General features: G+C 43.4%; 22 protein-coding genes. 9 read left to right on the plus strand and 13 right to left on the minus strand.

What is annotated here, in order from left to right:
* Positions 1-61: 61 nt before the first annotated feature.
* Positions 62-874 carry a nucleoside triphosphate pyrophosphohydrolase gene (gene mazG / locus V7Q33_RS11600; protein ID WP_331982576.1) on the minus strand — a complete coding sequence of 271 codons (813 nt, stop codon included), beginning with the start codon at positions 872-874 and terminating at the stop codon, positions 62-64.
* A gap of 142 nt (positions 875-1,016) precedes the next feature.
* Between mazG and glmM the strand changes: the two genes are divergently transcribed.
* The 3 genes from glmM (at position 1,017) to V7Q33_RS11615 (ending at position 4,608) form a co-directional block, all read left to right on the plus strand.
* On the plus strand, positions 1,017-2,420 hold the full coding sequence (gene glmM, locus V7Q33_RS11605; RefSeq protein ID WP_331982578.1) for a phosphoglucosamine mutase: 1,404 nt from the start codon (positions 1,017-1,019) through the stop codon (positions 2,418-2,420).
* 68 nt (positions 2,421-2,488) lie between these two features.
* On the plus strand, positions 2,489-3,628 hold the full coding sequence (locus V7Q33_RS11610; protein ID WP_331982580.1) for a cysteine desulfurase family protein: 1,140 nt from the start codon (positions 2,489-2,491) through the stop codon (positions 3,626-3,628).
* A gap of 29 nt (positions 3,629-3,657) precedes the next feature.
* On the plus strand, positions 3,658-4,608 hold the full coding sequence (locus V7Q33_RS11615; protein ID WP_333819940.1) for a hypothetical protein: 951 nt from the start codon (positions 3,658-3,660) through the stop codon (positions 4,606-4,608).
* Between the two features lie 17 nt (positions 4,609-4,625).
* Here V7Q33_RS11615 and V7Q33_RS11620 read toward each other — a convergent pair whose 3' ends face one another.
* The 3 genes from V7Q33_RS11620 to V7Q33_RS11630 form a co-directional block, all read right to left on the minus strand.
* A complete protein-coding gene (locus V7Q33_RS11620) occupies positions 4,626-6,410 on the minus strand; it encodes a MutS-related protein (RefSeq protein ID WP_333819941.1) in 1,785 nt (594 codons plus the stop codon).
* On the minus strand, positions 6,407-6,889 hold the full coding sequence (locus tag V7Q33_RS11625) for a GAF domain-containing protein (protein WP_333819942.1): 483 nt from the start codon (positions 6,887-6,889) through the stop codon (positions 6,407-6,409). The genes V7Q33_RS11620 and V7Q33_RS11625 overlap by 4 nt, the downstream gene beginning before the upstream one ends.
* A gap of 66 nt (positions 6,890-6,955) precedes the next feature.
* A complete protein-coding gene (locus tag V7Q33_RS11630; protein WP_333819943.1) occupies positions 6,956-7,489 on the minus strand; it encodes an NADPH-dependent FMN reductase in 534 nt (177 codons plus the stop codon).
* A gap of 113 nt (positions 7,490-7,602) precedes the next feature.
* Here V7Q33_RS11630 and V7Q33_RS11635 point away from each other — a divergent pair, with 113 nt between their 5' ends.
* Positions 7,603-8,424, plus strand: coding sequence for a toxin-antitoxin system YwqK family antitoxin (locus tag V7Q33_RS11635; protein ID WP_333819945.1), 822 nt, complete (start codon positions 7,603-7,605; stop codon positions 8,422-8,424).
* A 64-nt stretch (positions 8,425-8,488) separates the two neighbouring features.
* On the opposite strand, the gene V7Q33_RS11640 is transcribed toward V7Q33_RS11635, so the two are convergent.
* From V7Q33_RS11640 to panC, 6 genes are all read right to left on the minus strand, one after another.
* On the minus strand, positions 8,489-9,253 hold the full coding sequence (locus V7Q33_RS11640) for a creatininase family protein (RefSeq protein WP_333819946.1): 765 nt from the start codon (positions 9,251-9,253) through the stop codon (positions 8,489-8,491).
* Between the two features lie 36 nt (positions 9,254-9,289).
* A complete protein-coding gene (locus V7Q33_RS11645) occupies positions 9,290-10,258 on the minus strand; it encodes a lytic transglycosylase domain-containing protein (protein WP_331982594.1) in 969 nt (322 codons plus the stop codon).
* 90 nt (positions 10,259-10,348) lie between these two features.
* Entirely contained in the window at positions 10,349-11,107 is a 759-nt protein-coding gene (locus V7Q33_RS11650) for a TIGR00730 family Rossman fold protein (RefSeq protein WP_331982596.1), read from the minus strand.
* A 484-nt stretch (positions 11,108-11,591) separates the two neighbouring features.
* Positions 11,592-12,590 carry a lysylphosphatidylglycerol synthase transmembrane domain-containing protein gene (locus V7Q33_RS11655; protein WP_333819947.1) on the minus strand — a complete coding sequence of 333 codons (999 nt, stop codon included), beginning with the start codon at positions 12,588-12,590 and terminating at the stop codon, positions 11,592-11,594.
* Positions 12,591-12,626: 36 nt separating this feature from the next.
* The gene (gene panD / locus V7Q33_RS11660; RefSeq protein WP_331982601.1) at positions 12,627-12,974 is read right to left on the minus strand and encodes an aspartate 1-decarboxylase; all 348 of its coding nucleotides are present in this window, start codon (positions 12,972-12,974) and stop codon (positions 12,627-12,629) included.
* A gap of 11 nt (positions 12,975-12,985) precedes the next feature.
* On the minus strand, positions 12,986-13,831 hold the full coding sequence (gene panC / locus V7Q33_RS11665) for a pantoate--beta-alanine ligase (protein WP_333819948.1): 846 nt from the start codon (positions 13,829-13,831) through the stop codon (positions 12,986-12,988).
* Between the two features lie 121 nt (positions 13,832-13,952).
* On the opposite strand from panC, the gene V7Q33_RS11670 reads away from it, so the two are divergent.
* From V7Q33_RS11670 to glmS, 3 genes are read left to right on the plus strand one after another with little or no spacing between them, the layout of a single operon-like run.
* A complete protein-coding gene (locus V7Q33_RS11670; RefSeq protein WP_331982605.1) occupies positions 13,953-14,753 on the plus strand; it encodes a glycogen/starch synthase in 801 nt (266 codons plus the stop codon).
* Positions 14,737-16,308, plus strand: a complete 1,572-nt coding sequence (locus V7Q33_RS11675) for a DUF4270 family protein (RefSeq protein WP_331982607.1) — start codon at positions 14,737-14,739, stop codon at positions 16,306-16,308. The genes V7Q33_RS11670 and V7Q33_RS11675 overlap by 17 nt, the downstream gene beginning before the upstream one ends.
* Positions 16,309-16,319: 11 nt before the next feature.
* Positions 16,320-18,155, plus strand: coding sequence for a glutamine--fructose-6-phosphate transaminase (isomerizing) (glmS, locus tag V7Q33_RS11680; RefSeq protein WP_331982609.1), 1,836 nt, complete (start codon positions 16,320-16,322; stop codon positions 18,153-18,155).
* Between the two features lie 74 nt (positions 18,156-18,229).
* Here the strand turns inward: glmS and V7Q33_RS11685 are convergent, their stop codons facing one another.
* Complete coding sequence (locus tag V7Q33_RS11685; RefSeq protein ID WP_333819949.1) at positions 18,230-18,637, minus strand: DUF1573 domain-containing protein; 408 nt, start codon at positions 18,635-18,637, stop codon at positions 18,230-18,232.
* Between the two features lie 156 nt (positions 18,638-18,793).
* Between V7Q33_RS11685 and V7Q33_RS11690 the strand changes: the two genes are divergently transcribed.
* Together V7Q33_RS11690 and V7Q33_RS11695 are read left to right on the plus strand one after the other, a co-directional pair.
* Positions 18,794-20,053, plus strand: coding sequence for a sensor histidine kinase (locus tag V7Q33_RS11690; RefSeq protein ID WP_333819950.1), 1,260 nt, complete (start codon positions 18,794-18,796; stop codon positions 20,051-20,053).
* Between the two features lie 3 nt (positions 20,054-20,056).
* A complete protein-coding gene (locus V7Q33_RS11695; RefSeq protein WP_333819951.1) occupies positions 20,057-20,752 on the plus strand; it encodes a response regulator transcription factor in 696 nt (231 codons plus the stop codon).
* A 93-nt stretch (positions 20,753-20,845) separates the two neighbouring features.
* Here V7Q33_RS11695 and V7Q33_RS11700 read toward each other — a convergent pair whose 3' ends face one another.
* Together V7Q33_RS11700 and hemB are read right to left on the minus strand one after the other, a co-directional pair.
* A complete protein-coding gene (locus V7Q33_RS11700; RefSeq protein WP_333819952.1) occupies positions 20,846-22,840 on the minus strand; it encodes a sensor histidine kinase in 1,995 nt (664 codons plus the stop codon).
* 15 nt (positions 22,841-22,855) lie between these two features.
* Complete coding sequence (gene hemB / locus V7Q33_RS11705) at positions 22,856-23,842, minus strand: porphobilinogen synthase (RefSeq protein ID WP_333819953.1); 987 nt, start codon at positions 23,840-23,842, stop codon at positions 22,856-22,858.
* Positions 23,843-24,099 lie beyond the last annotated feature (257 nt).

Here is a 24,099-nt window from a genome sequence, read left to right on the forward strand (position 1 = left end):
TTTAGTTGCCATATCCCACACCAACCAACTATTAACGTTTAACAAATTAACTGATAACGGTTCACAATTTCTTCGCTTTCTCCCAATATACATCCATCTCTGCGAGTGTCATTTCACCCATTACTTTACCATCTTTGGCAGATTCTGATTCGAGGTATTGAAAGCGCTTGATGAATTTTTTGTTGGTTCGTTCCAAAGCCTCCTCGGGATCGATGTTGATGAAGCGCGCATAGTTTACCAGTGAAAAAAGAAGATCGCCAAACTCTGCCATCGCTTTTTCTTTATTGATTGCTTCGTTCGACTCTGCATTGAATTCATTTTTAAATTCCTGCATCTCCTCTTCAACTTTCTGCCACACTTGTTCTTTCTTTTCCCAGTCGAAGCCAACGCCGCGTGCTTTATCTTGTATGCGTATGGCTTTTACCAATGCCGGCAGTGATTTCGGTACACCTTCCAGCACAGACTTATTGCCGGTCTTTAATTTTATTTTCTCCCAGTTGGCTTTTACAGTCTCTTCATCGTTGGCAACAACATCGCTGTAAATATGTGGATGACGCTCTATTAATTTATCACAAATGCTATTCAATACATCGGCCACATCGAACGCTCCTTGTTCCGATGCTATGCGCGAATAGAATACCATGTGCAGCAGGATATCGCCTAATTCTTTCTTCACCTCTTTCAGGTCACCTTCCAGAATGGAATCCGAGAGCTCATACGTCTCTTCAATAGTGAGGTGTCGAAGACTTTCCAAGGTCTGTTTTTTATCCCACGGACAATTTTCGCGCAACTCATTCATGATGGTGAGCAAGCGATCGAAAGCTTTTAATTTTTCTTCACGTGTCGGGTCCGGTGCAGACAAAACTTTTTTCATAATTCACACTCAATTGATTAACAAAAGTAACGTGCAGTAATCTACAATCTAAAATCAGGAATCAAAATCATACTTCATAAATACGGTCTCGTACCTCAACAGATTTCTTCTTATTTTTGCCCCTCGCTAAACGTACAATCAAGTGACTTTAATTAAATCGATTTCTGGTATACGAGGTACTATAGGAGGCAAAACGGGTGATAACCTCACGCCTGTTGACGTTGTAAAATTTGCCGCTGCTTTTGGCACGTTACTCAAAAAGAAAAAAGGTACTACAAAAGTTGTAATCGGTCGCGATGCCCGTCTCTCTGGCGAGATGGTGAGCACATTGGTAACTTCTACATTGCAAGGTTTGGGTATTGATGTAGTTGATCTTGGTCTTTCCACGACACCAACAGTAGAAATTGCTGTGCCTGCAGAAAAGGCAGCGGGAGGGATTATACTCACCGCAAGCCATAACCCCATTCAATGGAATGCACTTAAACTTTTGAATGAGAAAGGTGAGTTTATTTCAGGCAAAGACGGTGAAGAAGTTTTAAAGATTGCAGAGAACGAAGATTTTGAATTTGCGCCGGTAACAAAACTGGGCAAGTATGAAAAGAAAGATAATTATCTGCAGATACACATCGATCAGATTTTGAAACTTCCCCTGGTAGATGTTGCTGCCGTACAAAGCAAAGGCTTTAAAGTGGTGGTGGATGCTGTAAACTCAACCGGTGGTATAGCAGTGCCCATGCTTCTTAAAGCAATGGGTGTATCAGTAAAGGAATTGTATTGCGAGCCAACAGGACATTTTCCCCATAATCCGGAACCACTGCCGGAGCATCTCACCGATATAAGCCGAGAGATCAAGAAGGGGAAATATGATCTCGGTATTGTAGTAGATCCGGATGTTGACAGACTTGCTTTCGTGTGTGAAGATGGTACTCCTTTCGGTGAAGAATATACCTTGGTAGCGGTTGCTGATTATGTATTGAATGCAGGTAAAAAGAAAAAAGGCAATACTGTTTCAAATCTTTCATCTACGCGTGCACTAAGAGATGTAACCGAAAAAGCAGGCGGTGAATATGCAGCTGCTGCGGTTGGTGAGGTGAATGTGGTAACCATGATGAAGGACACGAACGCAGTAATTGGTGGCGAAGGCAACGGAGGGGTAATATTTCCGGAGCTGCACTACGGTCGTGATGCACTCGTGGGCATTGCTCTTTTCTTAACACACCTTGCGAAAACAGAGATGACCGTATCGCGATTGAGATCTACGTATCCGAACTATATTATTTCCAAGAATAAAATAGAATTAACACCGGATATCGATGTAGACAAAGTGCTGGAGGCAGTGAAAACAAAGTATAAAAAGCAACCTGTTAACACGATTGATGGCGTGAAAATAGAATTCGACAAAGAATGGGTACATCTGCGGAAATCGAATACAGAGCCCATTATCCGCATTTATGCCGAGTCGGACATGGAAGTTAAAGCAGAGAATCTCGCCAAAAAGATCATATCCGACATCAAGGAGATCATCAGCGAAAAAACTCTGGCCTAATGTACCGGCACCTGTAAGAGGTTAGGCCCGAACCTCTTAACTTTGTGCCCAAACTCATTAACTGATTTATGCGCATTTATTTGGACAATGCTGCCACTACTCCGCTTGATCCGGAGGTGTTTGAGGCGATGAAGCCCTTTATGCTGGAGGATTTCGGTAATCCGTCATCTACCCACGGGCACGGAAGAAAGGTACGGGCAGCTATTGAATCGGCCAGAAAAAAAATTGCCGAACTATTAAACTGTACGCCCGGTGAAATCATCTTTACTTCAGGCGGTACAGAAGCCGACAATGCCATTTTGACGAGCAGCATCCACACATACGGCATAAAGCATGTGATTTCTTCACCCATTGAGCATCATGCGGTAGAGCATACGTTGCACATGCTGGCCAGGCAGGGCGACTTCAAATTACACATGGTAAAGCTGGATGAAAAAGGCCATGTAGACATAGCGCATCTGGAACAACTGCTAACAGAAAATCCTTCGGCCATGGTGTCGCTCATGCATGCCAACAATGAAGTGGGAAATCTGCTGGACCTCGATCGTGTAGCAGAACTCTGCGATCACTATAAAGCATATTTTCATTCTGATACCGTACAAACCATGGGTCATTACAAACATGACCTTACTAAAACAAAAGTACATGGCATCACAGCTGCGGCACATAAATTTCATGGCCCCAAGGGCATAGGTTTTATGTTCATCCGCAAGGATAAGAAGATACAGCCGTTTGTACACGGAGGTGCACAGGAGCGCAATATGCGTGGCGGAACAGAAAATGTATACGGCATCATCGGGTTGGCAAAAGCATTGGAGATTGCCTATCGTGATATGGATGAACACATCCACTATATCAAAGGATTGAAATCGCGTATGATCGAGCAACTGAAAGCCCAAATACCTGGTGTAAGCTTCCATGGTGATTCGGGTAACATCGATCGTAGTTTATATACTGTACTCAATGTTTGCCTGCCCGAATCGGAAGAGAATGAAATGATGCTCTTCAACCTCGACCTTCAAGGTATATCCGCTTCGGGAGGTAGTGCCTGTTCCAGCGGAGCCACACAAGGTTCGCACGTATTGGGTGCGCTTTATCCGGAGTCAAAACGAGGCGCTGTGCGCTTCTCCTTTAGCAAGTACAATAAGCCCGAAGAAATTGACTTTGCTGTAAAGGCATTGTCGGAACTCTGTAAAATCCCTGTATAATAACAATACCATTTATAGCCTCTACATTCATGAAGTATATTCCCTCTCTGGTCGTTCTTATAGCATCGTTGGTTTTTCTGTCATCTTGTGGCGATGGTCTTCCGAAGCCTGTAGTATTTCCAAAAGCAACGCATCTTTACTTTGCTGATTATACTGGTAAAAAGATCGGTGTAATGGATGTAAATATACCCGGTTCGTTTACGACCGTAGCCGATGAATCAAAGGGTGTTGATACAATCGCCAGCATAGCGATCGATTTTATAGGTGGCAAGATCTACGCAGCCGAAGAAATGAGGAACCGCATTGTTCGCTTCAATGTAGACGGCACCGGCTCGGTGGAGGTACTTTATGATGAAGCCGACAGTGTAAAAACACCCACCAGCATTGCAATCAACGTGCCTACAAGCTCTTTATACTGGGGTAACTCTGGCACAGGCCAGATCAAGAAAGGCAGCATGGATGGTTCGGCACCTGCAGAATCCCTACGATTTAATGGTGTAGATTCTGTGATCTACTATTCGTATGGACTGGCTGTGGATAAGAAGAACGAATGGATATACTTCTCTGATCTTAGCGGATTTGCCGGTATATGGGCCGGTAAACTCGATGGTAAAAGTTCGCGCTTCTCGCTCTTCTCAAAATATAGCGAGAACGGTGCGGTGCTCAGAAATCCGTCATCTATATTTCTGGATGAAGAGCATGCTAAAATCTATTGGGCAGACGAAGGATTGAAAAGTATATCGGTAGGAAACATCGGTACCAGTTCGTCTACTTTTCTTTTCAACTATAGCAGTGGTGTAAACCGTGCCGATGGCATTGCAGTAGATCGCGGTTCAGGTAAAATATACTGGACAGAAACGGATGCTGCTAACGATTCATTTGTCATTGCACGCGGTAACCTGGATGGCACCGGCACACGCGAAGTTGTATTGCAAGGTGTAGCGTCTTATAGTATAGCATTGAAGTTTGAAGGCCAGTAAAAGAAATTATCTCTGGCTTACCTTGGTATAATTCCCATCTTCTTCATTAAAAACGTGGCATTCATTTTCTGAGCCAGCCCTGGTTTCAGTTTATAGTCAAAAGAAAGCTGGTCGTTTTCAATGGTAGCTTCGAAGCAATAGTTTTTTACGCGATCCGGATATTCCTGCTCCAGGTCGCCAAGCGCAAGGTCGTGTGTAGCGATCAATGCCAGACACGGATGTGGCAGCAGTTGTTTTACCAATGCAATAGAGCCAGCCTGTTTATCGGTTGAGTTTGTTCCTTTCAGAATTTCATCTAATAGTATCAGCAGCGGCTTATCACTTCGCAGCTCATCCATAATAGTTTTAAGGCGGTTAAGCTCTGCATAGAAATACGACTGATGATCTTTCAATGAGTCGGCTGTACGCATACCGGTGCGTAATTGTATTACCGGGCAACAAAACTGTTGTGCACATACCGGGGCACCGCTTAACGCAAGCACGAGATTTACTCCTATCGTTCTGAGAAATGTACTTTTGCCAGCCATGTTGGCACCCGTTACGATCAGTATAGATTGCTTGTTGCCGATTAGCAGATCGTTGGATACACGCTCATCTTCTGGCAACAAGGGATGACCGAGTTGCTGAATCTCAATGGACAACTCAGCCTGAATCCGGGCATATTGAAAATCAGCATGATTGAAAGCAAATGTGCCGAAGCTGCAGAGTACTTCTGTTTCGGTGATAACATCGAGCCATGCAGGAAGTTTATCAGCATGCTGCTCTTTCCATTTCTCTAACCGGTAAACACACTGCAGGTCGTAAAGTAGCAAGCTGTTTACTACCAATGTAGTCATGCTGTTAAGTCGCGCATCGAGTGAGCGCACCAACGATGCAAGCGATTTTACTTTTACATCAGCCTCGTGTGCATTCGCTGATATCTTTTTCAACAAGGATGATTGAAACGTATTGTGCTGAAGATGTCCGAGTAATTGTGCGTAGCGCTGCAGTATATTTTTCTTACGACTTATATAGTCGTGAAAAGCATTGATCTTCTTTACGTGTAATCCTAGTATAGCCCATTGCGCAAGTGCGCAGAGTATAGCCCATCCTTTCATGGTCGGGAAAATAAATGCGAGAATCACCAATGCCACGGTAACAATCGGAAATAAAATAAGCAGATACCTGTAAAAAGATTTTCCGTAAAGAAATGAAGGCTGCTTTAGCCATGCTTCAAGTTGTGCGCGATCGGCCGGTTGTTCTTCCAATTCCTTCCCGGCTGCCTGCACATGTTGCCTGAACTCCGTATGAGATGCAAGCTCGCGTATGGCTTCCTGTTGCTCTTGAATATGCGATGCCGATGGCAGTGAGGTTGAAAGACGATCTGCAAATTTACGTTTTCCACTCAGCGTGTTGCATCGGTTTATATACTGAAAGAGAGAGCCCTCCCCAAAAATATCAAGATCGTGTGTATAGGGATGATGCGGATCTATGAATTCGCGGCCTGCTGCAAATAACGATGAATCACCAAGAGCCGCTTTACTTTCGGCATCGTTGAGATTTACCAGATTCTCCAGATGTGTTTTCTCATCGAAGAGTTTGCTGTGCACACGGATCAGGTATATAAATACGGTCACTAAAAATACGGCAGCGTATAAGAGTATATGGTGGGTCAATCCAAAATATACTGCCAGGATAATTAGCAGCGCGATGGCCAGCCGTGTGTTGGAGATAACATTGATCTGCTTGCGTATTGACGCGAGACTTCCGGTAAAAGATGTTTTACGGGAAGTATAAAATGCGTGGAGATCTTGTTGTGTCACAATAATTTTTCAACGATGCGCATTACTTTTTCCAAGGCTTCGCGGTCGGTATCGTCAAAGTCATTCAGCACATTGCTATCAACATCGAGCACCAGTGCCACTTCTCCATTTTTGAATGCCGGCAACACGATTTCTGACTTGGATGCAGAGCTGCACGCTATATGACCTGGAAATTCATCAACGTTAGGAACCACGATCGTTTTCTTTTCTTTCCACGATGTACCACACACACCTTTGCCAAAGTTGATGCGCGTGCAGGCAATAGGTCCCTGGAAAGGACCAAGCACCAATTGATCATGCTTCACAATATAGAATCCCACCCAGAAGAAATTCATAGTCTGTTTCAAAGCCGCAGCAATGTTGGAAAAATTGGCAATGATATCCGGTTCTCCTGTAACGAGCAATTCGATCTGCGGAATAAGTATATCGTAACGTTCTTTCTTGTTGGTAGATGCTGCTATAATCAGTTCTTCGGCCATGGTATTCTAATTCAATTCTTCTCAGGAAAATTCTTCAGCGCGTAAGGTACCAAACGTACCGCTTTTTTAAAGGTTCTGCATGGAATTTATCAAGGCCTTGCAAACCGATTCTATGGCTTGCAATGTATCCGTATCTTTTACAAGGCCCTGCTTATCGAGCTTGGCGCGAACATAAGGAATGAGCAATCTGGCTTCATCGGCTATAGTTGCCGAGAGTGCTGATAGCGTAAGCAGAAGTGATGCATGTGCATGCTCACCACTGGTAGCAGCTGTAATAAGAGCCGTAGGTTTATTTACTAGTTCTCCTGAAGACACGGTCCAGTCTAAGGCATTCTTCAAAGATCCCGGAACGCCAAATGCATATTCAGGCGTGCAGATAAGAACCCCATCGGCTTCTGCTAACAGTTTTCGCAATGATAAAACAGAAGTATCTGGTGCTTCAGCATCATTAAAGTGTGGAAGCGAGGCCAGGCCATCGTATACTATAAATTCGTATGCATCGGGTACAAATTTCCGGAAAGCCTGAATGATATACTGTGTGGAAGATTGGGCACGAAGGCTGCCGCTGATGGCAAGAATTCTTTTTGGTTTAACACTCATGTTAATGGCAGGATGTTGATTGAACCTTTTTTTACAGCTGGAAGTTTCAACTCAGCAAGGTCTTCACACTAAATTTTACTTAAATTCGTTGTCCCATTAAATACCCAAAAAATATGGTACGTCATATTCTGTTAATCAGCTTACTGGCAATAACCTGTGCTACCGGTTTTGCGCAGGAAACGACTGAGCCGGAAGACGAGAAATTTTCCATAGATACTCCAGCTACACTTGATTTCAAAAAAGAAGAAGAACCTGCCGAGCAGAAAAAGAAAAAGGTTAAGAAGAAAGTATTCTATGGCATAAAGACCAAGAAGGGATTTACACGCAAAGGTTTTGGTGATCGTGTAACGTATGAAACATTCTACTATCTGAAGAAGGCAGAAAAGCCGCAGACATTTGTGCGCGATATATACTGGTATGACTTTACCCGCAAAGAAATTCGCAAGACTTCCACATTCGATCCAGCGAAAGGAGTTTTACTGCATGGGCCGTATGAGAAACGACAAGGCGAAGTAGTGCTTGCCAAAGGTATTTTTTACAAAGGAACAAAACATGGACGCTGGCTTACCTATAGCCGCGACAGTGTGCTGACGGATAAAGAAAAATATTATCGCGGATGGCCGCGCGAATCGCTGGTGACATACTATGATCCGATGGAACGAAAAAAAATGAAAGAAATGATACCAATTGAATTTGGTGAGAAGGAAGGTTACTATTACCTCTTTCACGACAATGGTGCGGTAGCGGTGCAAGGCGAATATCATTGGGATCAGCGCGTTGGCGACTGGACGGAGTTCTATCCCAATGGAAAGCGCAAGAAGATTGTAGCCTACTCCAAAGAAGCCTTCGATAAAGAAATAAAGCCCTATATCAAGGCCGAGTGGAATGAGAAGGGTAAAGAAATATACAGGAACACAAAGATGGCCGCTAATTAAGTTATCCGTTATCTGTACGGAAAGGCAAATAACGATTAACGCTTAACGCTTAACGAATAACATACTATAAACTATACATGTCGTTATTATCAGCGGTGGCTATTTCGTGAAAGAAGTTACCTATCTTCTCTGTTATTGCTTTAAAATAGCGGGCGCCTTTTTCAGCAGATGCTTTTCTTGGATCACCTACTCCGGTGTCTTTTGTTACTTGTGTCCATTTGCGTTCCGCCCATGCCCAACCTTCACGTATACCGGCAATGCGGAATTTTTTAGCTGCACCATCGCCAGCCTCAGTTAATGGTAACACCAGTTGCGGTGTGAGGTGCATGATAACGCTGGTTTCCATTTCGCCGGCATGATCATCTTTGTTCTCAAAGAATTCTTTTTGATCAACAGCTTGATACCAATTACATTGACATAAGAACATGGATGGAAACTGAAGACCAAGCTCCCGGATCATCGTTCTGAAGTCATTGCCTCCGTGGCTATTCAATATAGCCAGTTTATATATACCATGCCGATGCAACACATCCAGTACATCGCGCAGCACAGCCAGCTGGGTAGAGGGATTCATATTCATATCGAGCTTTACATCGAACTGCCCGGTGTTAACGCCGAAGGGAATTACCGGTAATACTACCAAACGCGTTCCTTTTTCCCACGCGATGCGTGCGGCTTCGGCGGCTACAGACTCAGCCTCAATAATATCAGTTCCATAAGGCAAGTGATAGTTGTGGGCTTCGCATGCTCCCCACGGAAGGACCGCGAGCTGATATTTGATTTCCTGAATAGCTTTCCAGTTGATCTCAGAGAGTATATAAGGACGCATGGTACGGATATAGTTATGTGGATAGGATATTGATAACTATGAAGGAATCGCGATACGATAACGCTTTCCTTTTTTAACGGTCAATTTATCTTCCCGAAGCCACGGATTGTGGCGTTTCAATAGTTTGTAGTTGATGCCTTGTTCAAGAGAAAATGTAACAAGATCCTGCACGGTTTCAGATACCTCCACATATCGGAGTGGTTCTTCCTGGTATAGATGACGGGCGTCTATCTTGAAACCATACTTCACCGGGTTCTCAATGATTTCTTTGATTGCCAGAATGCGGAATACATAGCGTGAAGTTTCATCGTTCAGGTATAAATCGTAGTACGACTGTACGCGCTGTTCTTCAAGCGCACGTTCCATGCCACCCATGCCACGATTATAGGATGCGGCCACCAGCGACCAGTTTCCAAATTTACTGTATGCCTTCTTTAGATATTTACAGGCAGCTTCCGTTGCTTTTAAGGGATCAAATCGTTCGTCAACTTCCTTTGTAATTTCAAGACCAAGCTCTTTGCCCGATGATTCCAGTATTTGCCAGTATCCTACAGCATCGCGGTAGGAAGTAACGTTCAGTAAATTACTTTCAATCAGGGGCAGATATTTAAAATCGTCAGGGATGCCATTGCGCCGCAGTATCTCTTCCATCTGCGGAAGCCAGCGATGAGCACGCTTGATCAGAAAGATTGTATTGCTATGGAGATAACAATTTATTTGCAGCTCCTTATCGAGTCGCTCGCGAACATCGGGTATTGCTAATGGAACATCTTCACCCGCGAATGTTATCTTTTTAGGCAGATCAAATGCTATAGCGGGTAAGGGAGAAGTGAGGTCTTCATACGGCGTTTCAATAACACCTTCGTCAGAGATTGTTTCCTCTGCCGAAGGTTGTCTTGATTGATTGTACATGATATACCCGAATAGAATTACAAGCGTGCAAACCGATATAAAGTCTGAGCCCGATATACCTCCTATTGAAAAGAACGAATCTTTCCGCGACATATGTGTGGATTTTTTTTCCATCCGAATAGCCTTTGGTTTAGCGGGGGTTATTCGTATTCAACGCTAATTATTTCTGTCGTGTTCCGCAGATCAGAAGTTGGGCGACAGTAAATATTTTGAGTAAAACTCATCAATTACTTTCACAGCTTCTTCCGGAGTATCTACCAGGTTAAAAAGATCCTGATCCTCTTCACTGATCATACCATCGTGTACAAGCACCTTCTTCCACCAGTCGAGTAAACCTCCCCAGAATTTTTTGCCAACCAGTACAATCGGAAAACGCCCAATCTTTTTTGTTTGAATCAGTGTAAGTGCTTCCGTCAGCTCATCCAGCGTTCCGAATCCCCCGGGCATAACGATAAATCCCTGCGAGTATTTTACAAACATTACCTTGCGCACAAAGAAGTAATCAAACGTGATGAGTTTGTCAGGATCTATGTAAGCGTTCCCTTTCTGTTCGTGTGGCAGGTAGATATTCAAGCCAACAGATTTACCTTTGGCGCGATTGGCTCCGCGGTTACCCGCTTCCATAATACCGGGCCCACCGCCAGTGATCACGCCATATCCCTGTTGTACCAACTGAAAAGCAATCTCTTCTGCTACTTTGTAATAATGATGATTGGGTTTTACACGTGCCGATCCAAAGATGGTAACACAAGGTCCGATCTTGGCGAGCTTCTCAAGTCCTTCCACAAACTCAGACATAACCTTAAAGATCATCCAGCTGTTAGAGCCTTTTATTTCTGCCCAGTCCTTATCCTTAAATGCTTTACGAATACGATGCTCTTCTTCAAGTGCTTCTTTGATAAGCTCTTCTTCAATGTGTTTCTTTTTCGTTTTCGTTTTCATAATAGTAACTTAAACGTTTATAAATGTAAGAGGTAAAAATTGCGTATGCCCTCTTGGCATAAGCTGAAATATAAAGTATATCTGCATGAAACGAAAAAAGATTTTTAAAGATGTTGGCGGGCTGCCTTCTGTAATCATCATCGTTGCTGCATGTAAACCAAAAACTGTTGTTGAGCATTCTCCACCGTGCAACGCGATTCATCATGGATGATGTTGCCTTTCCTAAAGATCGATAGTGTTAATCCTATATTACGGGCAGATACAAACTTTTTTAAGTGCCGGAATATCGCGGCTTGGCCTTGCGGTAAGTGAAGATGGCGCTCACGGTTTATAATGGAACGGTTTTTACAGGACAGAAATAAAAACACATGGAGTAAATCGGGAGCTATGGGCACAACAGATTGGAGAGCATGTAGTAGCAGAAAAAATCAATGGTAAATTGTAGTGGCAGTACAATGGCTGGCAACGGGTCATCAATATATAATCAGGAATTTTTTTTTCGCACGATATAAGAAGAAATCAGCAGTGAGATTGCTCCTCCTACAATCATAATAGCAGTTTGCCATCCATGAAAAATAAATGTAAAGGCAACAGCTTCTGATTGAGGAACACTATAGAGAAACACCAAACCTTGTGGAACCAATACGTGATATGATCCTGTTCCTCCCGGAAGCGGAGCCGCCATCGCAATGGAGCCAATTGCAAATAAACTCAACACTGCTCCAAAGCCCAGCGCATTCGTAGAAGGAAATGCCTGAAGAACAGTATAACTCATGAGGAAGTATAGCAACCAGATGGAAACAGAATATACAATGAAGAGGCCTTTGTTCTCAAGTCTAAATACAGACGAGAGCCCTTGCTTGAAGCCTTGCCACGTTTTGGTCATAAAAGCTTTCAGCTTTTCATTGCGGCGCAGAATTAAAAATGCAGTTACAGCAAACACTATACAGGCAGCTCCAATATATAGCAGGAGCATGATGGGAAGTCTATCACCAGGTTTGCCAATGGGCAGTGTTTCGATAAATTGAAAAAGTTTCTCCGATTCAACAGCGAAAGATATAGCAATAAGTATAAGCAGGCACAACATATCTACAATACGCTCTACTACTACGGTGCCGAACGACATATCTACCGGAGTTTTGTCAAGGCGGTATAAATTAAAGCAACGTGATACTTCTCCTCCCCGCGGAATAACGAGGTTAACAAGGTAGCCTACCATGAGCGAATAAAAGCTATGCGATAATCTGGGATGATGGCCCGATGGCACCATGAGCATGCGCCACCGTGCTGCGCGCAATACATGACTTAGCATCGCTATACCGGCCATGGCCAATAACCAGGCTTTATTTGCAGACTGCCATGTGTCTTTCAGATATTGCCATTTATTTTCTTCGGATAATCCTTGCAGTGAGAACCAGATCAACGCAATGGTAACGACAAAAATTATAGCATATTGAATAAAGGCCTTGAGACGTGAAGACACGAGCTTGTAGTTAATGTTAGCGTACGATTAAACAGCTCAAGGTAGCTTATTATCCGGAGTAGGGAAAATGATTGTCGGCTTGAATTTCTTTGCTTTCTCGAACTTCATCGAAGCATACGAGATAATGATAACAATATCTCCTACTTGCGCTTTGCGTGCGGCTGGTCCGTTGAGACAAACCATACCACTGCTGCGTTCACCTTTAATAACATAAGTCTCCAGGCGCTCTCCGTTGTTAACGTTCACTACAGTCACCTTCTCACCTTCAATGAAGTTAGCGGCATCCATCAAGTCTTCATCGATCGTAATGCTTCCTACGTAGTGAAGCTCTGCCTGTGTAATCTTGGCGCGATGAATCTTTGATTTTAAAACTTCTATTCTCAAGCGTTTGCAGATTAATTTAAAAACATGTTATCGATCAGCCGTATCTCACCCACAAAACCGGCAATACACATAATGGGCTGATCCGAGTCCTTAACGTTTTCCAAAAGATTTAAGTTTTTGCTTTCGGCAACTTCAAAGTACTCAAGTTTTATTTCAGTTTTTTGTTCCACAATTTCCTTTACAAGCACTCGTGCTTCGGTAATGCTTTTACCTGCATGCAATGCATTTTTAGCAGCCAGAAGTGCCTGGTAAAAAACGGTGGCATTTTTTCGTTGGTCTTCATTCAACCGCAGGTTGCGTGACGACATGGCCAGTCCGTCTGCCTCCCGTGAAGTTGGCTGACTGTGCAGGGTTAAATTGAATTTAAGTTCCTCTACTAATTGCCGGATCACAGCAAATTGCTGCCAATCCTTCTGCCCGAAATAGGCGTGGTCTGGCTCAACAATGTTGAACAGTTTTGATACCACCAAAGCAACACCGCTAAAATGTCCTGGACGAAATTTACCTTCCATCACTTTATCGAGATGACTGAAATCGAACTTGATGAGTGATGTTTCTGGATACATTTCCGAGCTGTCGGGATAAAAAACAGCATCACATTCAACTTTTTCCAGCAATAAAGTGTCTTTATCAAAGGTGCGTGGATATTTCAGCAGGTCAGCAGGATTGTTGAACTGTGTTGGGTTGACGAAAATTGAACAAACCGTTATTGAATTTTGCCTTTTTGAAGCTTCAATAAGGGAAAGATGCCCGGCATGAAGTGCCCCCATCGTAGGTACCAGTCCAATAGACTGGCCTCGTTGCTTCTGGGCGTTAATAAAGGCTTTTAATGGGGCTATTTGCTTGAAAATCTCCATTTTAGGCCGCTCTGGCGAAGGGGGGCAAAGATATAGGGAAAACTGAAAATAAGTTGATCATGGGGGTATTTATTTGTACTTTTGTGGCTCAATTTTCCGTTCTACTTTAAAAATCAATAATATGTCAAAACTCCGTATTCTTTATGTAGCCAGCGAGATAAATCCCTTTCTGCAAACTTCAGACGTAGCGGACTTTGTTCGCAAACTTCCGCAAGCAATGCAGGAGAAGGGAATGGAGATTAGGATTCTGGTGCCGCGATTCGGAATCATCAATGAGCGCAAGAACAGGTTACATGAGGTGGTGAGGCTTTCAGGTATCAACATTGCCGTAGGTGATGAGGAGAAGCCGCTGATCATTAAAGTAGCGTCTATTCCCAACGCCAAACTTCAGGTATATTTCATCGACAATGAAGATTACTTCCATCGCAAATCTGTTTTCCACGATAAGGAAAACAACTTCTACGAAGACAATGATGAGCGTGCAATTTTCTTCTGCAAAGGTGTAATTGAAACCGTACGCAAATTAGGATGGGGACCAGACATTGTGCATTGCAATGACTGGATTACAAGCTTCATTCCGCTGTATTTGAAGACTACTTACAAAAATGATCCGTTGTTCAAGAATACAAAAACTGTTTTTTCAATCTACAACAATCCGTTCTCTCACAAATTCAAGGGCGATATTCTCGATAAAGTGAAGATGATGGATATTGAAGACAACATGCTGGGCAATTTGAAGACTGCAGACTTTGAAGGTTTCATTAAACTGGGTGTTGAGTTTTCAGATGCTGTTATTGCAGCAGGTGAAACCAAGAAGCTGGAAGGCCTCTTCAAAAAAATCAAAGAAAAGAAAGTAGAAACTATTCAAGACGACAATTACACTGAATCGTATTACAATTTCTATAATGAACTTGCTGGCTAAGCGCGTAGGGCAATTGGCGATTGTTGCAATTGCCCTATTTTTTTTCTCGTGCGAAGATGGAACAAGCCTTCTCGGTTACGAAAATCCAACATCCAAATTTGATCTTTCTTACATTGATATACCGGTTGAAAGCAGTGTAATACTGCTGGACTCCATCCGTACATCCAATTACAATGCATCCAACGACCTGAACCGTTTATTGGTAGGGAAGGTAACAGATGAGCGTTTTGGTAATACACAAGCTGTAGCTATAGCACAGTTCATGCCTGCCAGCGCACTGGATACTTCTATAACAAACCACTCTCCGGTATTTGATTCTATTTCACTTACACTACGCCATGATTTCTACGCGTATGGTGCGAATGGAAATACCAAGCAGGAACTCTTTGTGCACGAACTGACCGATCAGCTAAAAAGTGCTTATGATGTAACCAGCACTACTAACACCGGAGGTCAGCAAAAGCCGTATACAACAACCTATAGCTTTCAGAAAAGTTATTTCGGCAACAGCACTACGGCATACGATGCCTCACCGCTTGGTTCTGGTTCTATCAATGTTGATCTGGATAAATATAATCTGAACATCGCCGATGCCACGCCCGACACCATTGTTACGCGCGTGCCGTTGAGCAATGATCTGGGAGAACGCTTATTAAACCTGGCGGTGACTTCTACCCCGACAGATTTTTTGACCTATAACTACTTCACCGAAAAATTTAAAGGACTTGCTTTTGTACCGGGTCAATCCGATAAAATCATCGGCATAAGACCAAATGATAATTTTACCCGGATGGTGCTGCACTATCACACCACAAAAGATACGCTCGCACTTGTATTCACTGTGGGAACGCTGATCAGCTACAGTCAGATCACTACCGACCGTGCAGCCTCAGAACTTTCGTCACTAACTACTAAATATCAGGAAACTGAACCTAACGGTGACCTTCGTTATGTGCAGGCCGGAAGTGGTGTTGTTACCAAACTTGATCTTTCAAAATTTAATGAGTTTGCGGCAACACTGGATAAAGCAGAGATCAATTCAGCAGAACTTATTATTAACGGTATAGAAGATCCGGGCAGTTATATTCCACCATCCAATCTTGTAGTAAAAGTTGTAAAAGATAATAACCGCTTTAAAAAACTTTCTTATCAGGCCAATGGTACCGAATACACCAGTGATGTTGCGACTATAAATGCCTACAAAGGATATATAAATTATGATCGTAGCGGTACTTCGAGCTACTATTCAGGTGCAGTACCTTTTGATAGCACGCTTAATGTTGTAAGTGATTTCGGAAGATTTTTTACGCTCAACTATGCATCTGATACAAAGAAATATAAAGGCGCAGCAACACTGTTCTTTCAGCAATTGTTAGCGCTTTCAAAAAACAATGCAGAGCCTAAATTCACCAAGGTTGTTTTGGTGCCTTATGAAGGTGCATCGTCTGCTTATACCTATGGAAGACATGTTATCGGCAAGACCGTGAACCGTGTTGCCTTTAACAAGAATAATATAGTACTTCGTGTTTACTATACTGTTCCTACTATTAATTAAACCTATTTTTTATGTGTGGTATTGTAGCTTACGTAGGGGCCAGGCAGGCTCACGAAATTATTATTAAAGGTTTAAAGCGTCTTGAATACCGTGGCTATGATAGTGCTGGTATTGCGCTGCTGAATGGCGGCCTTAATATTTACAAGAAAAAAGGAAAGGTTTCTGAGCTGGAAGAACACCTGAAAGGAAAGACCCTTAAAAGTCATATCGGTATAGGACATACGCGTTGGGCCACACACGGAGAACCGAATGATTGCAACGCTCACCCGCATTATTCAGCATCTGGTAAACTGGCTATCATTCACAACGGTATTATCGAGAACTACAGTTCGTTGAAGCAAGAACTCATCCGCAAAGGCCACACGTTTGAAAGTGAAACCGACACAGAAGTTTTTATTCACTTTATTGAAGATATCAAAGAGAATGAGAATTGCTCGTTGGAAGAAGCTGTACGCCTGGCGCTCACAAAAGTAGTAGGTGCGTACGCTATCGTGATCATGTCGCTGGAAGATCCTAACCTGCTGGTAGCAGCAAGAAAAGGAAGTCCACTAGTAGTAGGTGTAGGTAAAAACGAATACTTTCTGGCATCTGATGCTACACCAATTATTGAATATACCAATGAAGTAGTATACCTCAACGATCAGGAGATCGCTGTGATCCGCGATGGAGAGCTTAGCATCACTAACACAGCAAATCTTCCGTTAACGCCCTATATCCAAACCGTGGATCTCGAACTCGAAGCCATCGAGAAAGGTGGTTATGAGCATTTCATGATCAAGGAAATTTTTGAACAACCACGCTCTATAAAGGATTGTCTCCGTGGTCGTCTGGATTCTCAGTCCGGCAGACTTGTTCTTGGAGGCTTGCGTGAGTATGTAAACAAACTCGTGGCTGCCGATCGCATTCTTATAGTAGCATGCGGTACTTCGTGGCACGCTGGCCTTGTAGCAGAATATTTCTTTGAAGAGTTCTGTCGTATACCTGTTGAAGTAGAATATGCTTCTGAATTCAGATATAGAAATCCGGTGATCCGTGAAGGCGATGTTGTGATTGCTATATCGCAGTCTGGTGAAACCGCTGATACGCTTGCAGCAATAGAATTAGCAAAATCAAAAGGTGCCATTATCTTCGGTGTATGTAATGTAGTGGGTTCATCAATTGCGCGCGCTACACATGCCGGTGCGTATACACACGCAGGCCCTGAGATTGGCGTGGCGAGTACAAAAGCATTTACAGCACAATTAACCGTGCTGAATATGATTGCGCTTACCGTAGCACAAAAGAAGGGTACTATCACCGACCAGAAATTTCATGAACTGCTGGTAGAGATGGAAACTATACCTGCAAAGGTAGAGAAGGCGCTGAAACTCAACGATCAGATTCAGGAGATTGCAGCAACATTCAAAGATGCCCGTAACTTTATATACCTCGGCCGCGGCTATAATTTCCCGGTGGCGCTGGAAGGCGCATTGAAACTGAAAGAGATCAGCTACATACATGCTGAAGGATATCCTGCTGCTGAAATGAAGCATGGGCCAATTGCCTTGATCGATGAAGAGATGCCGGTTGTATTTATAGCAACCCGTGATAGCTCTTACGAAAAAGTGGTGTCGAACATTCAGGAAGTAAAGGCGCGTAAAGGTCGAGTGATATCCGTGGTAACAGAAGGCGATCAATTGATTCCAGCTATGTCTGAATTTGTAATTGAAGTGCCCGCAGTACACGAAGCATTTATGCCGATGGTGTCGGTTATACCCTTACAATTGCTTTCATATCACATTGCAGTAATGCGTGATTGTAATGTAGACCAACCGAGAAACCTGGCGAAGTCAGTTACAGTAGAATAAGTTTTTATAAAGTATATAGTATGGAAAAGAGCCCGAGGAAATCCCCGGGCTCTTTTTTATCAGGTGGTTATTTTTTAATTCACCACTTCACCTTTAATGGTAAGCAGTACAACACCATCTTCTGTATTGGAGTTAATGGTTACAGTCTTTGCAAAGACACCCACTTTGGCGGCGTTATAGGTTGCCTTTACGAATCCTTGTGCGCCCGATGGAATTGGATCTTTCGAGTATTCTGCTACTGTGCAACCGCACGATGCTTGCACCGATGTAATTACCAATGGAGCATCGCCGGAGTTTGTAAATTTGAATTCATGGGTAACAGGTGCGTTTACTTTAATCTTTCCGAAGTCGAAGGTTGTTTGTGTCCATGCAAAAGCGGCGGCGCGCAGCGGATTAACGGGACTTTCGTTAGATGCCAGGGTCTGGGCAATTACGGCGGTAACGCAAACAAGGCCCAGAATGATTAAGCTTACTTTTTTCATGTTAATAACTGGTTTAGATTAATAAATACGTTGTCGTGTTCGAACAGCACAAAACTCATCGTAAACGCAGGATTTCTTTGTTAACGAATGCCTAATAATTGTTAACGACCTGTTAAAGTCGTGCGCGCCACGCTGTAATCTTCGTACCTTTAATCTGTGAAAAACTCAACCATCAGGCTTATTGTTATACTGGCAACGCTTTGCATTACCGGTATAACCATTACCCAGTTGTATTGGGTAAGACGTGCTTTCGATCTAAAGGAAGCAGAGTTCGAACGCACGGTTACGGCTGCATTGTATAATGTAGCGCAGGAGATATACGAAGTGAACAATACACCATCGCCTTCCAACAATCCGGTGAAGCAGGTTTCTACCAACTACTTTGTGGTAATGGTAAACAGCGAAGTAAATGCGCGCTTGCTGGAGTTTTTACTGCGAACAGAATTTGAGAAGCGAAATATAGTAGCTGATTTTGAGTATGGTATATATGATTGCACGAACGAAAAGATGGCTTATGGTAACTATGTTCCTCTCAAATCGAAGCAGAAAAATATAGCCAGCAGCTTTCCGAAATGGTCCACGCATGGTTATTACTTTGGTGTTCAATTCCCCAACCGCGAAGCACACATCATTAACCAGATGGGTATATGGTCGTTTTCTTCTGTAGTATTGTTGCTGGTAATTGTATTCTTTGCCTATACCTTGTTTGTGATACTGAAGCAGAAGCGTTTGTCGGAAGTTCAGAAGGATTTCATTAACAACATGACGCATGAGTTCAAGACACCGATATCGACCATTGCCGTATCCACAGAAGTGTTGAAAAATCCGACTATCATTCAACACCCCGAGCGATTGTTGAACTACGCTACCATCATCGAGAAAGAGAACCTCAGGTTGAAACAGCAGGTTGAACGTGTGCTGCAAATGGCGCGACTCGATAAAGAGGATGTTGGTCTTAAGAAGGAGAATGTAGAGATACAACAATTGGTGCAAGATGCAATACGCAACACTACAGTAGCCTTGAATGAAAAGAAAGGCAAAGTAAATGAAGTATTTGAAGCAGGTGAGTTAGGTATACAGGCTGACAAACTTCATATCACGAATGTGCTGGCAAACCTGCTCGACAATGCTGTGAAGTATTGTAAGGATGAGCCGGAGATCACGATCCGCACATCGCGTCATGAGAAAGGCGTTATGGTAGAGGTGCAGGATAACGGCATTGGTATAAGTTCTGAACATCATAAGCGTGTGTTTCAAAAGTTTTATCGGGTGCCCACCGGCAACATACACGATGTAAAAGGTTTTGGACTGGGGCTTAGTTATGTTAAGACCATCATTGAAGCACATGGTGGAAGTATAACACTGCAGAGTGAACCTGGAAAAGGTAGCTTGTTCAGATTTTATTTACCGGTATAAGTGATGAATACAGTTGATGTGAAAAAGATACTGTTGGTAGAAGATGATCCTAGCCTCGGATTTGTAATAAAGGATAATCTGAGTCTGAAAGGATATGATGTTACGCTGTGTGCCGATGGTGAAGCAGGGGATGCCGCATATCATGCCGGTATATTTCATTTGTGTATTTTTGATGTGATGCTGCCAAAGCTCGATGGCTTTTCGCTGGCGCGCAGAGTGCGCGCAGAAAATAAAGATATACCGATATTGTTTCTAACAGCAAAGGCTATGACGGAAGATAAACTGGCGGGCTTTCAAACCGGTGCTGATGACTATATAACAAAGCCGTTTAGCCTGGAAGAGTTGTTTTGCCGCATTGAAGTATTTCTACGCAGAAGTGCAGGACAATCTTCGTCTTTGAAGAAATTTCAGTTGGGTAATTATGAATTTGACTACACAACGCTTACACTGAAAAATCAACAGACAGAGAAGACGCTCACACAAAAGGAAGCCGAAGTATTACAGTTGCTATATTATAATCGCCACCGCGTATTGAAACGCGAAGAGATACTAAAAGAAGTGTGGGGCGATGACGATTACTTTATGGGCCGCAGCATGGATGTGTTTATTTCCAAGCTGCGCAAGTATCTGAAGGAGGATCCTGCTGTGCAGATTGTAAACTATCACGGTGTTGGATTTCGCCTCGAAGTGATATTGTAGTGCAGGTGTTCCTCCCTAGCCGATCGTTAAAATAGAGAGATTCTGGTTAGTACAATCCTCAATTTGAAAAGCATTGGCAAATCGTATAGTATATTAAGCACTTGCAATCTCCTGCACACCTTCCTGGCTTTCGGGTAGCGAAAAGAAGAATGTAGTGCCTCTTCCTTCCACGCTTTCGAACCAGATGCGACCTCCGTTCTTCTCTACAAATTCTTTGCAGAGTAAGAGTCCCAGACCGGTTCCTTTTTCCTGTTTAGTTCCCGGTGTTGTTATACTGCCCAGTGTAAACATGCGGTGCTGATTTGCCGGTAGTATACCTACACCTGTGTCAGTCACTGATAAAACTACCTGGCGATCGGTTCGCATAGCATTCAAGGTGATGGTGCCACCATTGCCGGTAAATTTGATGGCATTGGTAAGCAGATTTCGCAGAATAGATCGAATCATGTTCAGATCTGCGTAGGCTTGTAGAGATGGATGAAGGTTGTTTTTTACTTTAATATCTTTTCGTTGGAGATCGGAATCCATCAGCGTGATAGTCTCCTCGGCAATTCTGGAAAGGTCGATATAGTCTGGTTCGTACGTCTCGCCTTTCAATTGAAGCGTAGCCCACTGTAGTAAGTTTTCAATGAACTCGGTTGTCTGGCTAAAGCGTGTTTCGAGGGCCTTGGTGAGATGCTGAAATTCTTCACGGCTTACATCTCCGGATTTTAAGAGCGACAAGGCCAATTGTAAGGAGCTGAGTGGTCCTTTTATGTCGTGCGATACCACCGAGAAGAGTTTATCTTTTACGCGGTTAACTTCTGCGAGTTTTTCGCTCTTCTGTTGGATCTCGTCAATGCGCAGCTGCACTTCTCTTTCCAGGCGCTCATTTTCTTCCTGATTTCTTTTCAGCTCTAATTCCTTCGCCAATTGATTTTCTCTGCGAAGTATATTCCAACGGTCGCCCAGGGCGAAAGCAATGAAGAGCATCTGCAGTATACATCCAATCATCAGGCCGCTGTAGTTCGTGCTCATATAGCCCGGCACAAAGCCGAGATTGCTGATGGTAAAAAATACGGTGGCGATAAGCAGCGTAATCCACGCAATCAGGTAATAACGGGCCGAGCGATAATTTTTATGGAAGCAATAGCCGGCACTGGTAAGCGCGAGCAGACAGTGTATCAAAATAAAATAATGATGATATTCATACGAGATGTGCGGAAAGAATATAAACATGGCGAGCCCTGCTACTACATTCAGCGCCATGTTTGCGATCATCAACTTATCCAGCAAGGGGCTGAATTTTTTAAGATTCAGAAATGAGCGGGTAAGCAACGTAGATGAAAGCACAAACACAGGCCCGGAGAACATGGCGAATATATCGTTCATGGCCGGATGTGCAGGGTATACATAGAGAAATGTATAACCCTGAAAGAAGGCAACGATATTTACCATGGAAAGTAAGGTGAGCACATAGTAAAACGTTACCCGATCGCGCATGGAAATGAAAAGGAACAACTGGTATAGCAGCATAAGTATCATGCCACCAAAGAACAGCCCGTTGATAAGCTGTATATTATAGGTAGCCGTTTGAAAGGCTGAAGGATTCCAGAGTATAACTGGCAATTGAACCGATGAGATTGTATTTACACGCAGGTAAATAGACTTCGTTTGCCCTTGCGGAATTTCAAAGCCAAACACCGGATGCCGGTGCCAGAGATCGCGCACCTTTATTGGGTATCGGTCGCCAGCAAGTTTATGCGTCCATGCCAGAGACGAATCTGATAGTATATAAAAGTCAACATGATCGAGTGGTGCATAGGCAACCTCCAGCTGCCACTCAGTAAAGGGTGATCCGTTTTTTACATCAATCCTGAACCAATGTGCCGCACGATCGAATCCGAAATTAGGAGCTTTATCGCTTGCAACAGAATCAAGCTTCAGCAGCCGTATTTCATCAAGTGTTAATTTACGGGCCTCATCACGCCAGTGTGTAAGATTTCCTTTTACTTCGATCCAGCCAGTCTTGTTCAGCACAATAGTCTGTGAGAAGATCTGAAATGAAACGAGCACAAGACTGATGGCTAAAAAAATCCTGCGGCCCATAAATATGATAAAGTTTTAATGGTTGGCTAAAGCAGCGAATTCTTTCGCGAAATACGTTAGTATTATATCCGCTCCTGCACGCTTCATGCTCAACAACGTTTCCTTCATCACGCGTTCTCCATCCAGCCATCCCTTCAGTGCAGCGGCCTTCACCATCGAATACTCACCGCTTACATTGTAGGCAGCGATAGGCAGCGATGAGTTATCTTTCAGCAACCGGATAATATCCAGATAAGCAAGCGCAGGCTTCACCATCAGGAAATCTGCACCTTCTTCCGTATCGAGCTGTGCTTCGATCAGTGCTTCCTGGCGGTTAGCCGGATTCATTTGGTACGTTTTCTTGTCGCCAAATTTAGGTGCAGAGTCCAGTGCATCCCGAAAGGGATTGTAGAATCCACTCGCATATTTGGCAGTATAGCTCATAATGGATACTTCTGTAAAACCGTTCGCGTCCAGCACATTGCGCAGGTATCCTACACGGCCATCCATCATATCAGAAGGACCGAGTATATCTATACCTGTTTCTGCCTGAGCCAACGCCATTTTACCGAGTATCTCAAGTGTTTCGTCATTGAGAATTTTACCATCCTTCACCAAACCATCATGGCCATCGGAGCTATAGGGGTCCATGGCTACATCGGTCATAATACACGCTTCCGGGAATTGCTTCTTGATTTCACGCAACGCACGAAGGTAAAAGAAATTAGAGTCGTAGCTCCTGGTGGCAATCTTGTCTTTATACTGATCTTCTACGGCCGGGAAAATATCGAATGCACGTATACCCAGCTTTATGCATTCTTCAATTTCCTTTAGCATCAGATCGGCAGAAAGCCGGAAAATCCCCGGCATCGAGTTGACCTCAGTCTTTTGATTTTTGCCATCGATCAGAAACAAAGGAAAAATAAGGTCATCGGTAGTGACGCGAGTTTCCTCTACCATAGCACGGATTGCTGCACTCTTTCGGTTTCGTCTAGGTCTGCGGGAATTAATAGATTGTGACATGTAGTATATTCAATAGCTTAACGTCAAAGGTAGTGCTTCCTGATAACCAAAAAAACGATGACCTTGCGGAAACCGTTATTTAACGGAACATCAAAACGCAAATAATTTACGTAACATCTTTTTGTTTGATTCTGTTTTGTTACGTTCAAAAAAATTCTTGACGCATACTTCCTGGGTTGCCTGCTAACCCTAACGCTGCCTTTTATGGGATGGTCGTGGTTATCTCCGAACAAAATGGTAAGCGCATCGTTAGTCAT

The sequence above is a fragment of the Ohtaekwangia sp. genome (assembly GCF_036786105.1).
Taxonomy (GTDB): Bacteria; Bacteroidota; Bacteroidia; order Cytophagales; family Cyclobacteriaceae; genus Ohtaekwangia.